Consider the following 13,270-nt stretch of genomic DNA (forward strand, 5'->3'; position numbering starts at 1 on the left):
CGGCCCGACTTGCCCCGCGATTGTTTACAGCGTTAGCGCTTGTTCTTGATCATTTCGAGGAATGCCGGCATCGCCGCGTCCTTGTCCGCCACGATCCGCGCCATGTGCGGGTTCTCACCCAGCAATTGCAACAGCTTCTTCGCTTCTGTGAAGTCCTCCAGGAAGTCGATGTTCAGCACCTTCTTGCCCACCGCGCAGGCCAGGTCGACCGAGAAACAGAACATCAGGTCGGCGATGGTCAGCTGCTCACCGGCCACATACGGCGCGAACTTGCCATTGCGCCTGAGGGTGGCAAAGCCCGCCAGCAGATCCACCCGCGCCCGCTCCTTGATCAGCGGCTCCACCGCCGCGCCGAAGAACGCCTCGGCGTAGCAGGTACGCGCTGGCAGCTCGATATACAGCTCGATTTCCCGCAGCAGCTCGCGCACCTTGGCCTGCCCGAAGGCATCGGCCGGCAGCAGCGCCTTGCCCGGCTGGGTCTGCTCGATGTAGTCGAGGATGACCCCGGTCTCGCTGATGAAACCGTGCTCGGTCTGCAGCACCGGCACCTTGCCACGGGGGCTGATGGCCAGGGCTTGAGGCAACTGGCCGCCGAAGAACGGCACCTCTTCGAAGGGCACGCCTTTCTCCAGCAAGGCCAGCTTAACCATGTTGTAGTAGTTGCTGACCGCGAATCCATGAAGCTTGAGCATTGAGACAGCCTCCAAGGCCGTATGGGGTTGGCCCGGCTGTTATAGCTCCCTTGCCCACCCTTGGCCAGTGCCATGCCCGGCGCTGATGGCCGGGCATTGCCAGCGCAGGCGTGGCACACTGTGCGCCTTACCACAGGAGCACCGCCATGAGCGAACCCCAAGACATCGACAGCAATGATGAAGAAGACTTCGCCGAGGCCACCCTGACCCAGGCGATCGAGAACCAGATCGAAAGCGGCGAGCCGCCGGCCGCCAAGGCCACCTTCAACAAGCTGACCCTGGTCGGCTACGAGCGTGAAGACATCCTCAACCTCATGGCCCACGTGCTGGCCATCGAGATCGACGCCATGCTCGACGAAGATCGCCCGTTCGATACCGAGTGGTACGAAACCGCCCTGCGCGCCCTGCCGGAGCTGCCACCTGAGGCGGATCAAGGCGCCATCGAATAAACCTGACTACACTCCTGACTTCCATCCTTGTCTCGAAGTCAGGAGTAGCCCATGCCCTTCAACCCCGAACTGATCGCCGAACTGGAAGTCCTTTCCCAGTTCAACCTGGACAGTCACCAGGAAGGCATCAAGGTGTGCAGTGACGCCTCCCCGGCATTGGTCGCCGCAGCCAAGCGTCTGCACGACAAAGGCCTTACCGACCAGCCCGACGGCGGCTATCTCACCAGCCTGGGCACTGACGCCGCCGAGAGTGTGCAGTTGCTCCTCAGGGTTCTGAAAACGCCTCAGCCTGCCTGAAATTCGCCAAGCCCGCCCCCGCAAAAATATGGGGGCGGGCCTACCCCGTTGCAGAAGCCAAGCAAGATGTGTGCAATCTGACGTCAAAAAGCCACCAACCCCTTATCCGACCGCGCCACTCAGGCTAAACTCGCCAGAGCTTCCCCCGGCCTGCCTGAGCGCGCAATGAACCACCCCCACGAAATCCGCCCCGACCTGGATCAAGGCATCGACCGCAAGGAGCTGGCCAAGCTGCGCGCGCGCTTCCTGAAGATCAACCAGGGCCGTCTGGCACGGGCGATGGAAGGGTTATCCACACGCCAGCAACAGGTCCTTACGCTGCTGCCGCTGTTCTTCCACGTCAATCATCCGCTGCTACCAGGCTATGTTTCCGGCACCACCCCCGCCGGTGTCTCCGGTTTCGAGCCCGACGACGAGCTGCTCGCCGAAGCCCAGCGCCTGACCCGCTCATTCACCTACAAGCCACGCCACGGCAAACCACCGCAGCCGATCCACGGCCTGTTCCTGATGGGCAGCCTCGGCACGCTGGCCCAGGCCGAGCAGAGCGACATGGACCTGTGGGTGTGCCATGCACCGGACCTGGACGAGCAGGCCGTGGCCGACTTGCGACGCAAGTGCCAGCTGCTCGAAACCTGGGCGGCCAGCCAAGGCGCCGAAGCTCATTTTTTCCTGATCGAACCCCGGGGCTTCGTCCAGGGCGAGCGCGATGGCCAGCTCAGCTCCGACGACTGTGGCACCACCCAGCATTACCTGCTGCTCGACGAGTTCTACCGCACCGCCATCTGGCTGGCCGGGCGCACGCCGCTGTGGTGGCTGGTGCCGGTCTACCAGGAACACAACTACCGCGACTACACCCAGACCCTGCTGTCCAAGCGCTTCATCCGCGCCCAGGACGATCTCGACCTGGGTCACCTGGCGCACATTCCGTCGGGCGAGTTCGTCGGCGCCGGGCTGTGGCAGCTGTTCAAGGGTATCGACTCACCCTACAAATCGCTGCTCAAGCTGCTGCTCACCGAGGCCTACGCCAGCGAGCACCCGCAGGTGCGCTGCCTGAGCCTGGACTACAAGCGGGCCGTGTTCGCCAACCAGCTGGATCTGGATGAGCTCGACCCCTACGTGATGGTCTACCGCCGCATCGAACGCTACCTGCTCCTGCGCGGCGAGCCGGCACGCCTGGAGCTGGTGCGGCGCAGCCTGTACCTGAAGGTGAACAAGAAGCTCGGCGACCAGGGCCGTACACGTAGCGGGGGCTGGCAACGCCAGCTGCTGGGGCGCCTGACCGAAGAATGGGGCTGGGACGAGCGCCAACTGGCACTGCTCGACAGTCGCAGCCAGTGGAAAGTGCGCCAGGTGGCGGTCGAGCGCCGCGAACTGGTGGCAGAGCTGAACCACAGTTACCGCTTCCTGACCCAGTTTGCCCGCCAGCAGAACGCCAACAGCCGCGCCGACCAGCGTGACCTCAATGTGCTTGGCCGCCGCCTCTACGCCGCCTTCGAGCGCCGGGCCGGCAAGATCGAGGTGATCAACCCGGGCATCGCCCCGGACCTGGCCGAGGACACCCTGACCCTGGTGCAATCACCCAACCGCAAGGAACCGGGCACACACCACTGGGGGCTGTACAACGGCAACCTGGGTGTGCACGAGTGGGAGCACTTCAGCCCGATCAAGCGCTGCCGCGAACTGTTAGAGCTGCTCACCTGGGCCCATCGCAACGGCGTGATCGACAGCAGCACGCGCCTGGCCCTGCACCCAGGTGTCAGCGACCTGAGCGAGTTCGAGCTGTTCAACCTGATAGGCAGCCTGCAGCAGAGCATCCCTCTGCCCCTGGAGACAGTCAGCGAGGTGCGCCTGCTGCAGCCGAGCGTGGCCGACGAGATCCTGCTGTTGGTGAATGTCGGCGTCGACCCGCTGCGCCATCAGCGCGACCTGAACATTCTGATGACCACTGAGCGCACCGACTCGCTGAGCTACGCCGGGGTGCGCGAGAACCTGGTGCTGACCCTCGACCAGATCACCCTCAACAGCTGGAACGAGGTGCTGGTGCAACGCTACGACGGCGAGCATGCGCTGGCGCGCTGCCTGCGCGACTTCCTCAACAGCCTGGGCCAGCGCAGCCACCGCCCGCGGGTGCGGGTACGCTGCTATTGCCACAACCGCGCCCAGGCCATCAGCCAGCGCGTCGAGGAGATCTTCGACACCGTGCAATTGCTGCTCGACCAGGGCCTGAATCACCGTTACCTGCTGCAGGTGGCCCAGCACACCCACATCCTCGACCTGCAGCCCGGACAGGTGACCCTAGCCAGCCTCGCCGACCACGACGCGGTGCTGGCGGCCCTCGGCGAGGAGCGCAGCAGATACAGCCCGTTGCACCTGGACACCCACGCCCTGCAGGACCACGACCTGCCGCTGGTTCTGGCCCAGGGCCAGCCCGGCTGCATCCAGGTGTTCTACCGCCTGTTCGAGGGCTGGGCCGACCTGTACGTGCTCGATGAGCACAACGCGCTCTGGCAACAACGGCTGCCACTGCAGGACGAGCCGCACCTGCTGCTGCCGCTGCAACGCTTCCTGCGATCGATGCTGATGCGCCGCGACGCCCAGTTGCCACTGGACAGCCTGCCGCTGGCATCGCTGCGCATCCTCTATTACCAGTTGCTGCCCTCAGGCATCGGCAAGGCACGCAGCCTGGAGCCAAGACCGGCACCTTCGGACAACCAGAACCAGGCGTATTTCGAAGTTCAGGCGATCCTCCAGGCCGGCACGGGCGAAGAGGTGCATGTCACCCTTTACTGCGACCAGCAGGAGTTTTCCGAACTGGAGCATGGCGACCAGTTGTATGCCGTGGTCGCCCGGCAGATCCTGCGCCAGCGCCGCGGCAGCGGCAGTTACCGCTGCTACATCACCGACCTCGACCTGTCCGAGCTGCTGGAGGACGAGCAAGGGTCCACCAGCCTCTACCTGCGCTACAAACGCGAGCTGGAGCAGGCACTCAACGATGGGCTGGAGCAACTGCAGGCGCGGCTGGAGCCCTGATCACCTCAGAGATCGAAATCGCCTGCCGCTTCCGGCTGGTACTCGACTGCCAGCAGCTCGAGCTTGAGCGTCTTGCCGCCCGGCGCCGGCCAGTCGATCTGGTCGCCCACCGACAGGCCCAGCAGTGCGCAGCCGATCGGCGCAAGGATCGAGACGTTGCCTTCAGGGCCCGCGTCCTTCGGATACACCAGGGTCAGGTGGTAATCCTTGCCACTGGCGATCTCGCGGCAGTGCACGCGGGAGTTCATGGTCACCACGCCGGCCGGGACTTCCTCGTGACCCACCACGTTCTCGGCGCGGTCCAGCTCGTCCTGCAGGGCGAGCACACCCGGGGTGCTTTCATCGAGACTGTCGAGCAGACGCTCGAGACGCTGCACGTCCAGTCGGGTGAGGATGAGGGAAGGCTTGGTGCTCATGATCCAGTCAGACTCCTTTGAACAGGCAATTTACTAAAGGCAGATAAAGCAAAACCCCGCCCAAGGGCGGGGTTTGTGAAATGCTTGGCGTCACCGACGCAGACCCTGACACTACCACAGCGGGGCAAATACTCAAGCCCACACCGTCGTTGTGGCTATGCCTTGCGCCCTGTTTTCAGGGCCAGCGCCTCGCGGCAGATCTGCCGGCGCCGTTCGTCATCGGCCGAGCGCCACTCACGGATATGCTCGACGTGGCGGTGGCAGCCGGTACAGACCTTGTACTCATCCAACCGACATATGCTGATACAAGGTGACGGCACCGCCGGGCTCACATTGCTGTAGAGCGGCTTGGGCGGCCTGGGCTGTTCGCTCATTTCAGATCTCGTCGAAGTCCAGCTTCTCGCCGGCCCGCTCCCAGACGATGCGCTCGAGCATCTCGCCGAGCAGCTCTTCGCTCTTCTCGCACACCCACTTGCCGCTCTCTTCGTCGTAATCGAAGTGGAAACCACCGGACTTGTCCGCCAGCCACAATTGGCGCAGCGGCTCCTGGCGGCTGAAGATCAGCTGGCTGCCGTTATCGAACTTGATGGTCAGGACGCCAGCGGAGTTCTCCATGTCCAGGTCCATGCCGCTTTCATCGAACAGATCTTCCAGGGCCTGTTGGGTCGCGTCGACCAGGTCGTGGAAACGCGCTTCGCTCAAACTCATTGCAAGGACCTCGAAAAATGGCTGTACACACGCAAGCCGGGCACGATAAGGGCGAAAGCCTCAAGCTACAAGCTAATAGCTGTAAGAAAAAGCCGCATCGCCTTTGGTCGCCGCACCGCCGCCAAGGGGGTGCCCCTTGCATAGGCAATCAGGTGGTCGCTCGGTATACTCGGCCGCAATACTGCATATTTCCAAGGATTTCACCCATGAAACGCCTGATTTCCTCCCTCGCGGCGCTGGTCGCGGTCGCCTGCCTCGTTTCGGCCTGCGGTCAGAAAGGCCCCCTGTACCTGCCAGAAGACGGCAAGGACGGCAAAGGCCCGCGCAAGTCGCACCAGCATGCCAAGCCAGTCCAGCCGCAACCTGTGCTGGAGCAGCAGCAAGAGCAGCCAGAAGAGTCGCCCGCGCAGTAAGGAAATCCCATGGATGCATTCAACTACCGCGGCGGTGAGCTGTTCGCGGAAGGGGTGGCCCTGTCGGCGATCGCCGAACGCTTCGGTACGCCCACCTACGTGTACTCGCGTGCCCATATCGAGGCGCAGTACCGCAACTACACCGATGCCCTGCACGGGGTAGAGCACCTGGTCTGCTTCGCGGTCAAGGCCAATTCCAACCTGGGCGTGCTGAACCTGCTGGCGCGCCTGGGCGCGGGCTTCGACATCGTTTCCGGCGGTGAGCTGGAGCGCGTGCTGGCCGCCGGTGGCCGCGCCGATCGCGTGGTGTTCTCCGGTGTCGGCAAGACCCGCGAGGACATGCGCCGCGCCCTGGAAGTGGGCGTGCACTGTTTCAACATCGAGTCCACCGACGAGCTCGAACGCCTGCAAGTGGTGGCCGCCGAGATGGGCAAGGTCGCGCCGGTGTCGCTGCGCGTGAACCCGGACGTCGACGCCGGCACCCACCCTTACATCTCCACTGGCCTCAAGGAAAACAAGTTCGGCATCGCCATTGCCGACGCCGAGGCCATCTACGTGCGCGCCGCGCAGTTGCCGAACCTCGACGTGGTCGGTGTTGACTGCCACATCGGCTCACAGCTGACCACCGTCGAACCGTTCCTCGATGCCCTCGACCGCCTGCTGGTGCTGGTCGATCGCCTGGCCGAGTGCGGCATCCACCTGCGCCATCTCGACCTGGGTGGCGGTGTCGGCGTGCGCTATCGCGACGAACAGCCGCCGGAGCTTGCCGACTACATCAAGGCCATTCGCGAGCGCATCGGCAGCCGCGACCTGGCCCTGGTGTTCGAGCCGGGCCGCTACATCGTCGCCAACGGCGGCGTGCTGCTGACCCGCGTGGAATACCTCAAGCACACCGAGCACAAGGACTTCGCCATCATCGACGCGGCGATGAACGACCTGATCCGCCCGGCCTTGTACCAGGCCTGGATGGACATCAGCGCAGTCAAGCCTCGCGAAGGCGAAGGTCGGGCCTACGACTTGGTCGGCCCGATCTGCGAGACCGGCGACTTCCTGGGCAAGGACCGCGTGCTGGACCTGGCCGAGGACGACCTGCTGGCCGTGCGCTCCGCGGGCGCCTATGGTTTCGTCATGAGCTCCAACTACAACACCCGTGGCCGCTGCGCCGAAGTGCTGGTCGATGGAGACCAGGCCTTCGAAGTGCGTCGCCGCGAGACCGTCACCGAACTGTTCGCCGGCGAAAGCCTGCTGCCGGAGTGAACCCATGCTGCTGCGTTTTACCAAGATGCACGGGCTGGGCAACGACTTCATGGTCCTCGACCTGGTCAGCCAGCACGCACACATCCAACCCAAGCACGCCAAGCAATGGGGTGACCGCAACACCGGCATCGGCTTCGACCAGTTGCTGATTGTCGAGGCGCCGAACAATCCGGATGTCGACTTCCGCTACCGGATCTTCAATGCCGATGGCTCCGAAGTCGAACAGTGCGGTAACGGCGCGCGCTGCTTCGCCCGTTTCGTCCTGGACAAGCGCCTGACCGCGAAGAAGCGCATCCGCGTCGAGACCAAGGGCGGCATCATCGTGCTCGATGTGCGCAACGACGGACAGATCTGCGTCGACATGGGCCCGCCGCGCTTCACGCCGGCCGAGGTCCCGTTCATCGCCGATGAGCAGGCGAGCAGCTATGCACTCGAAGTCGACGGCCAGGTGCACCAGATCGCCGCAGTGTCCATGGGCAACCCGCATTCGGTGTTGCGCGTGGACGATGTGCGCAGCGCTCCGGTCCATGAGCTGGGGCCGAAGATCGAGCATCACCCGCGCTTTCCGCAGCGGGTCAATGCCGGCTTCATCCAGGTAGTCGACCGCCACCGCGCCAACCTGCGCGTATGGGAGCGTGGCGCGGGCGAGACCCAGGCCTGCGGCACAGGCGCCTGCGCCGCCGCCGTGGCGGCGATCAGCCAAGGCTGGATGGACTCACCGGTGACCATCGAGCTGCCGGGCGGGCGCCTGAGTATCGAGTGGGCCGGCCCCGGCAAGCCGGTGCTGATGACCGGCCCCGCCGTTCGTGTGTTCGAAGGACAAGTTCGTCTCTAAGCGAGTATCCGCCATGACCGATCAGCCTAACGTTGCATCCCCGCAGGCCAGTGAGCTCGATGCCGAAGCGGTGGTCGCCTACCTGCGCGCCCACCCGACCTTCTTCGCCGAGCACGACGAGCTGCTGGTCGAACAGCGCATTCCTCACCAGCGCGGCGACAGCGTGTCGCTGGTGGAACGCCAGCTCAAGCTGCTGCGCGACCGCAACATCGAGATGCGCCATCGCCTGTCACAACTGATGGACGTGGCCCGCGACAACGACCGGCTGTTCGACAAGACCCGCCGGCTGATCCTCGACCTGCTCGACGCCAGCACCCTGGAAGAGGTGGTGATGGCGGTCGAGGACAGCCTGCGCCAGGAGTTCCAGGTACCCTTCGTCAGCCTGATCCTGTTCGGCGAAAACGCGGCGCCCGTGGGGCGCTGGGTTTCCGGGGCCGAGGCGCAGCAGGCCATCGGCGGCCTGATCGGCGGCGGCAAGACCATCAGCGGCAGCCTGCGCGAACATGAGCTGGCGTTCCTGTTCGGCAACGATCAGCACAAGGAAGTCGGCTCCAGCGCCGTGGCCACCCTCGAGTACCAGGGCCTGCACGGCGTACTGGCGATCGGCAGCCGCGATCCGCAGCACTACAAGAGCAGTGTCGGCACACTGTTCCTCAGCTACATCGCCGAAGTGCTCGGCCGCGTGGTGCCGCGCTTTACCCAGACTCTGCGCTCGGTGCGCTGATGGAACGCCAGCTGGAGGCTTATTGCGCACACCTGCGCAACGAGCGCCAGGTGTCCGAGCACACCCTGCTGGCCTACCGTCGTGACCTCGAGAAGGTCATCGAATTCTGCAACACCCAGGGCATCGCCGGCTGGGCTGCCCTGCAGGTCCAGCAACTGCGCCAGCTGGTCGCCCGCCAGCACCATTACGGCCAGTCCTCGCGCAGCCTGGCGCGCCTGCTCTCGGCGGTGCGCGGGCTGTACCGCTACCTCAACCGCGAAGGGCTGTGCCAGCACGATCCGGCCAACGGCCTGGCGCCACCCAAGGGTGAGCGGCGCCTGCCCAAGGTACTGGACACCGACCGCGCCCTGCAGTTGCTCGACGGCGGCGTCGACGACGCGTTCATCGCCCGCCGCGACCAGGCCATCCTCGAACTGTTCTATTCGTCCGGCCTGCGCCTGTCGGAGCTGACCGGGCTCGACCTCGAGCACCTGGACCTGGCTGCCGGGCTGGTGCAGGTGCAAGGCAAGGGCGGCAAGAGCCGCGTGCTGCCGGTTGGCCGCAAGGCCCGGGAGGCGCTACAGGCCTGGTTGAAACTGCGCGGCATCGCCGGCCCGCAGGACAGCGCCGTGTTCCTCAGCCGCCAGGGCAAGCGCCTCGGCCCCCGAGCCATCCAGCTGCGGGTCAAGGCCGCCGGCGAGCGCGAGCTCGGCCAGCACCTGCACCCGCACATGCTTCGCCATTCCTTCGCCAGCCATCTGCTGGAATCGTCCCAGGACCTGCGCGCGGTGCAGGAGATGCTAGGCCACGCCGACATCAGCACCACGCAGATCTATACCCACCTGGACTTCCAGCACCTGGCCGCGGTGTACGACAGCGCCCACCCCCGGGCCAAACGCAGCAAGGACACGGACTCATGAGCATCAAGCTGATCACCTTCGATCTGGACGACACCCTCTGGGATACCGCACCGGTCATCGCCAGCGCCGAAGTCGTCCTGCGCGACTGGCTCGAAGCCAACGCGCCGATTCTCGGTGGCGTGCCGGTCGAGCACCTGTTCGCCATCCGCGAGCGCCTGGTACAGGCCGAGCCGGGCCTCAAGCACCGTATCAGCGCCCTGCGCCGGCGGGTGCTGTTCCACGCCCTGGAAGAGGTCGGCTACAGCGAGAAACACGCCCAGGAACTGGCCAACGAAGGTTTCGAGGTGTTCCTGCATGCGCGGCACCAGGTCGAGGTGTTCCCAGAGGTGCAGCCGGTGCTGGAGATCCTGCGGCATCACTACACCCTCGGCGTGGTCACCAACGGCAATGCCGACGTGCGCAGGCTCGGCCTGGCGGACTACTTCCGCTTCGCCCTGTGCGCGGAAGACCTGGGGATTGGCAAGCCGGACCCTGCACCTTTCCTCGAAGCGCTGAAGCGCGGCGAGGTGGACGCAGGAGCGGCGGTGCACGTCGGCGACCACCCGGGCGACGACATAGCCGGCGCCCAGCGCGCCGGGCTGCGGGCGGTGTGGTTCAACCCCCAGCACAAGCCCTGGAGCGGCGAACAGGCGCCGGATGCGGAGATCCAGCGTTTGTCGCAGTTACCAGACGTGCTAGCACGCTGGCGCTGACTGACAGTTGACGCCCACAAAAAAGCCCGCAGCGACGGCGGGCTTCTTTGCGTTCAGCCACTCAGATAGGGCGGCTGCCGTACTTGTTGTCCGGCTTCTTGGGCGGATCGGCGACCACGTTGGCCTCCACTTCCTGCACCTTGCCACCGCGCGAAAGGAACTCTTCCATCGCCTTGGCCAGCGCGTCGCGCTCTTTCTGCTTGGCTTCCATGCTCGGCATCTCGTCTACCGAGACAGCCGCCTTGGACTTGCCCTTGGCAGCAGGTGCCGGGCTGCTGTCGTCATCGCCGGCATCTTCCGCGCCATCGTCGGCCGCAGCTTCCAGGCCGTCATCAGCCTCGTCTTCGTCGCCTACTTCGAGGTCATCATTTTCCAGATCGTCGTCGCTCATGTTCTACCTCATGACTTGCAAAAAGCAGGTTAGTTATAGACCGGTGCAGCCGTAGACCGGCAGCCACCAGTGAAAATTCAACTGGCCGTGGGTTGGCCACTGCCCTGGGTGTCCGCCCCCTCATGGGAGGCCCGGCACCCTGCAGGCCCTGCTCCTGGCAAGGCCTGACAAAATCCTTTGAACCCTTGCTGGCCACAGGCTATTGGCAAGCCTAGCAAAGGGTGGCGAAGTGTGTGGACTACTCGTCCAGCTCCCTTCGGCGCGCATTCTAGCGCGCTCGCAGAAAAAGCAAAGCTCCAGAAACGCCCAATGACTTGTAAGTTTTCTACCTGCGTCGCGATCACGACAGAGAAACCGTTTGCCCGGCGCGAATCGGCAAACTATAGGCAAAAAAAATGCCCGGCGAGCCGGGCAAGTTTTCCAGGGTGGCGGTTACAGGTTGTAGCCGCGCTCGTTGTGCTGAGCCAGGTCGAGGCCGACCGACTCTTCTTCTTCGCTGACCCGCAGGCCCATCACCAGGTCCAGGACCTTGAGAATCACGTAGGTGACGATGGCGGTGTAGACCACGGTGAAGATCACGCCCTTGGCCTGGATCCAGAACTGCGCGGCGATATCGGTGACCGCGCCGAAGCCGCCCAGGGCAGGTGCCGCGAACACACCGGTGAGCAGGGCGCCGATGATGCCGCCGATACCGTGCACGCCGAAGGCGTCGAGGGAGTCGTCATAACCCAGCTTGCGCTTGAGGCTGGTGGCGCAGAAGTAGCAGACCACGCCGGACACCAGGCCGATCACCAGGGCGCCCATCGGGCCGACGGTACCCGCGGCAGGGGTGATGGCGACCAGACCGGCGACCACGCCCGAAGCAATGCCCAGTGCGCTCGGTTTACCGTGGAAGACCCACTCGGCGAACATCCAGCCCAAGGCGGCGGCGGCGGTAGCGATCTGGGTCACCAGCATGGCCATGCCGGCGGTACCGTTGGCCGCCGCAGCGGAACCTGCGTTGAAGCCGAACCAGCCGATCCACAGCATGGCCGCACCCATCAACGTGTAGCCCAAGTTGTGCGGAGCCATCGGCGTAGTCGGGTAGCCCTTGCGCTTGCCCAGCACCAGGCAGCAGACCAGGCCGGCGATACCGGCATTGATGTGCACCACGGTGCCGCCCGCGAAGTCCAGCACGCCCCAGTCCCACATCAGCGCGCCGTCACCGCTCCAGACCATGTGCGCGATCGGCGCGTAGACCAGGGTGAACCACACACCCATGAAAATCAGCATGGCCGAGAACTTCATGCGTTCTGCGAAGGCACCGACGATCAGCGCCGGGGTGATGATGGCGAAAGTCATCTGGAAGGTGATGAATACCGCCTCGGGGAACAACGCGGTAGCCGAGGTCAGGCCCGACGGCGTGACGCCGCTGAGGAAGGCCTTGGAGAAGCCACCGATGAAGGAGTTGAAATTGAGCACGCCCTTTTCCATACCGGCGGTATCGAAAGCCAGGCTGTAGCCGTAGATGACCCAGAGGATGCTGATCAGGCCGGTGATGGCAAAGCACTGCATCATCACCGACAGCACGTTCTTCGAGCGCACCATGCCGCCGTAGAACAGGGCCAGGCCCGGGATGGTCATGAACAGGACCAGTGCCGTCGAAGTGAGCATCCAGGCGGTGTCGCCGGAGTTCAGCACAGGGGCGGCAGTTTCCTCGGCCAGGGCCAGCCCTGGCATTACGAGGGACAATAGGGCTCCTAGCCCTGCGATCTTGCGCAGAGTCATGTTGTTTTCTCCTGGGGCGTTGGGTTTGGTGAGGCTTTGCTTGGCGCTTAGATCGCGTCGGTATCGGTTTCGCCGGTACGGATGCGGATCGCCTGCTCCAGATTGACCACGAAGATCTTGCCGTCGCCGATCTTGCCGGTGTTGGCTGCCTTGGTGATGGCTTCGATCACCCGATCGAGGTCCTTGTCGTCGATGGCGACATCGATCTTCACCTTGGGCAGGAAATCGACCACGTATTCAGCGCCGCGATACAGCTCGGTGTGACCCTTCTGCCGGCCGAAACCTTTGACCTCGGTCACGGTGATGCCCTGCACGCCGATTTCCGACAGCGACTCGCGCACGTCGTCCAGCTTGAACGGCTTGATGATGGCAGTGACTAGCTTCATGAAACTCTCTCCCGATTTGATGGACTTGCCCCAGGAAAACAAACCCGTCTCAAGTCTAAGCGCAGCGCCTGGCTTTGTAACGCATCGTCGGCTCCATTCTCCCCGCCGACACACGATCCGCCTGTGACGAAGGACCTTGCGGCTCCGCCTGCGCACTGCCTGGTCACAAGGGACTGCATCAGTGCATGGCTCACTCGGGTCTTTGCAGAAACCTTGCCAGTTCGAACAACGATCGGGAAAACAGGGAGTTGCGTGAATCGGTAGGGATTGGCCAGTTGCCAGCAGCGAAAAAGCGCACAAAATCGGTGCGCGAC

Annotated in this window: 16 protein-coding genes; 9 read left to right on the forward strand and 7 right to left on the reverse strand. The window is 64.3% G+C overall.

Annotated features, from left to right (window positions below):
- Positions 1 to 32: 32 nt before the first annotated feature.
- Positions 33 to 692 (reverse strand): glutathione S-transferase family protein, encoded by a 660-nt coding sequence (locus ACVWY1_RS02255; protein ID WP_139674505.1) that lies wholly within the window; start codon positions 690 to 692, stop codon positions 33 to 35.
- 146 nt (positions 693 to 838) lie between these two features.
- Between ACVWY1_RS02255 and ACVWY1_RS02260 the strand changes: the two genes are divergently transcribed.
- From ACVWY1_RS02260 to ACVWY1_RS02270, 3 genes are all read left to right on the forward strand, one after another.
- Complete coding sequence (locus ACVWY1_RS02260) at positions 839 to 1,141, forward strand: hypothetical protein (RefSeq protein ID WP_102683524.1); 303 nt, start codon at positions 839 to 841, stop codon at positions 1,139 to 1,141.
- Between the two features lie 51 nt (positions 1,142 to 1,192).
- Complete coding sequence (locus ACVWY1_RS02265; RefSeq protein ID WP_102683525.1) at positions 1,193 to 1,438, forward strand: TIGR02647 family protein; 246 nt, start codon at positions 1,193 to 1,195, stop codon at positions 1,436 to 1,438.
- A 165-nt stretch (positions 1,439 to 1,603) separates the two neighbouring features.
- Positions 1,604 to 4,468 (forward strand): class I adenylate cyclase, encoded by a 2,865-nt coding sequence (locus ACVWY1_RS02270; protein ID WP_277502337.1) that lies wholly within the window; start codon positions 1,604 to 1,606, stop codon positions 4,466 to 4,468.
- A gap of 5 nt (positions 4,469 to 4,473) precedes the next feature.
- Here ACVWY1_RS02270 and rnk read toward each other — a convergent pair whose 3' ends face one another.
- From rnk to cyaY, 3 genes are all read right to left on the reverse strand, one after another.
- Positions 4,474 to 4,884 carry a nucleoside diphosphate kinase regulator gene (rnk, locus tag ACVWY1_RS02275; protein ID WP_046853679.1) on the reverse strand — a complete coding sequence of 137 codons (411 nt, stop codon included), beginning with the start codon at positions 4,882 to 4,884 and terminating at the stop codon, positions 4,474 to 4,476.
- 155 nt (positions 4,885 to 5,039) lie between these two features.
- A complete protein-coding gene (locus tag ACVWY1_RS02280) occupies positions 5,040 to 5,258 on the reverse strand; it encodes a DUF1289 domain-containing protein (protein WP_277502338.1) in 219 nt (72 codons plus the stop codon).
- Between the two features lies 1 nt (position 5,259).
- Positions 5,260 to 5,592 (reverse strand): iron donor protein CyaY, encoded by a 333-nt coding sequence (gene cyaY, locus ACVWY1_RS02285; RefSeq protein ID WP_102683529.1) that lies wholly within the window; start codon positions 5,590 to 5,592, stop codon positions 5,260 to 5,262.
- A gap of 206 nt (positions 5,593 to 5,798) precedes the next feature.
- Here cyaY and lptM point away from each other — a divergent pair, with 206 nt between their 5' ends.
- The 6 genes from lptM to ACVWY1_RS02315 are packed head-to-tail and all read left to right on the forward strand — an operon-like array spanning position 5,799 to position 10,412.
- Positions 5,799 to 6,005, forward strand: a complete 207-nt coding sequence (gene lptM / locus ACVWY1_RS02290) for an LPS translocon maturation chaperone LptM (RefSeq protein WP_102683530.1) — start codon at positions 5,799 to 5,801, stop codon at positions 6,003 to 6,005.
- 9 nt (positions 6,006 to 6,014) lie between these two features.
- Positions 6,015 to 7,262, forward strand: coding sequence for a diaminopimelate decarboxylase (gene lysA / locus ACVWY1_RS02295; RefSeq protein WP_277502339.1), 1,248 nt, complete (start codon positions 6,015 to 6,017; stop codon positions 7,260 to 7,262).
- A gap of 4 nt (positions 7,263 to 7,266) precedes the next feature.
- A complete protein-coding gene (dapF, locus tag ACVWY1_RS02300; protein ID WP_102683532.1) occupies positions 7,267 to 8,097 on the forward strand; it encodes a diaminopimelate epimerase in 831 nt (276 codons plus the stop codon).
- A 13-nt stretch (positions 8,098 to 8,110) separates the two neighbouring features.
- Positions 8,111 to 8,821, forward strand: coding sequence for a DUF484 family protein (locus ACVWY1_RS02305; RefSeq protein ID WP_046853676.1), 711 nt, complete (start codon positions 8,111 to 8,113; stop codon positions 8,819 to 8,821).
- Positions 8,821 to 9,720: a tyrosine recombinase XerC gene (gene xerC / locus ACVWY1_RS02310; RefSeq protein WP_277502340.1), complete on the forward strand. Its 900-nt coding sequence runs from the start codon at positions 8,821 to 8,823 to the stop codon at positions 9,718 to 9,720. The genes ACVWY1_RS02305 and xerC overlap by 1 nt, the downstream gene beginning before the upstream one ends.
- A complete protein-coding gene (locus ACVWY1_RS02315; protein ID WP_046853674.1) occupies positions 9,717 to 10,412 on the forward strand; it encodes an HAD family hydrolase in 696 nt (231 codons plus the stop codon). Before xerC ends, ACVWY1_RS02315 begins: the two co-directional genes overlap by 4 nt.
- A gap of 61 nt (positions 10,413 to 10,473) precedes the next feature.
- Here ACVWY1_RS02315 and sutA read toward each other — a convergent pair whose 3' ends face one another.
- From sutA to glnK, 3 genes are all read right to left on the reverse strand, one after another.
- The gene (sutA, locus tag ACVWY1_RS02320; RefSeq protein WP_023632536.1) at positions 10,474 to 10,803 is read right to left on the reverse strand and encodes a transcriptional regulator SutA; all 330 of its coding nucleotides are present in this window, start codon (positions 10,801 to 10,803) and stop codon (positions 10,474 to 10,476) included.
- 432 nt (positions 10,804 to 11,235) lie between these two features.
- Complete coding sequence (locus ACVWY1_RS02325) at positions 11,236 to 12,570, reverse strand: ammonium transporter (RefSeq protein WP_102683535.1); 1,335 nt, start codon at positions 12,568 to 12,570, stop codon at positions 11,236 to 11,238.
- Positions 12,571 to 12,617: 47 nt separating this feature from the next.
- Positions 12,618 to 12,956, reverse strand: a complete 339-nt coding sequence (gene glnK, locus ACVWY1_RS02330) for a P-II family nitrogen regulator (RefSeq protein WP_002555808.1) — start codon at positions 12,954 to 12,956, stop codon at positions 12,618 to 12,620.
- Between the last annotated feature and the right edge of the window lie 314 nt (positions 12,957 to 13,270).

The sequence above is a fragment of the Pseudomonas sp. TE6288 genome, from assembly GCF_054062095.1.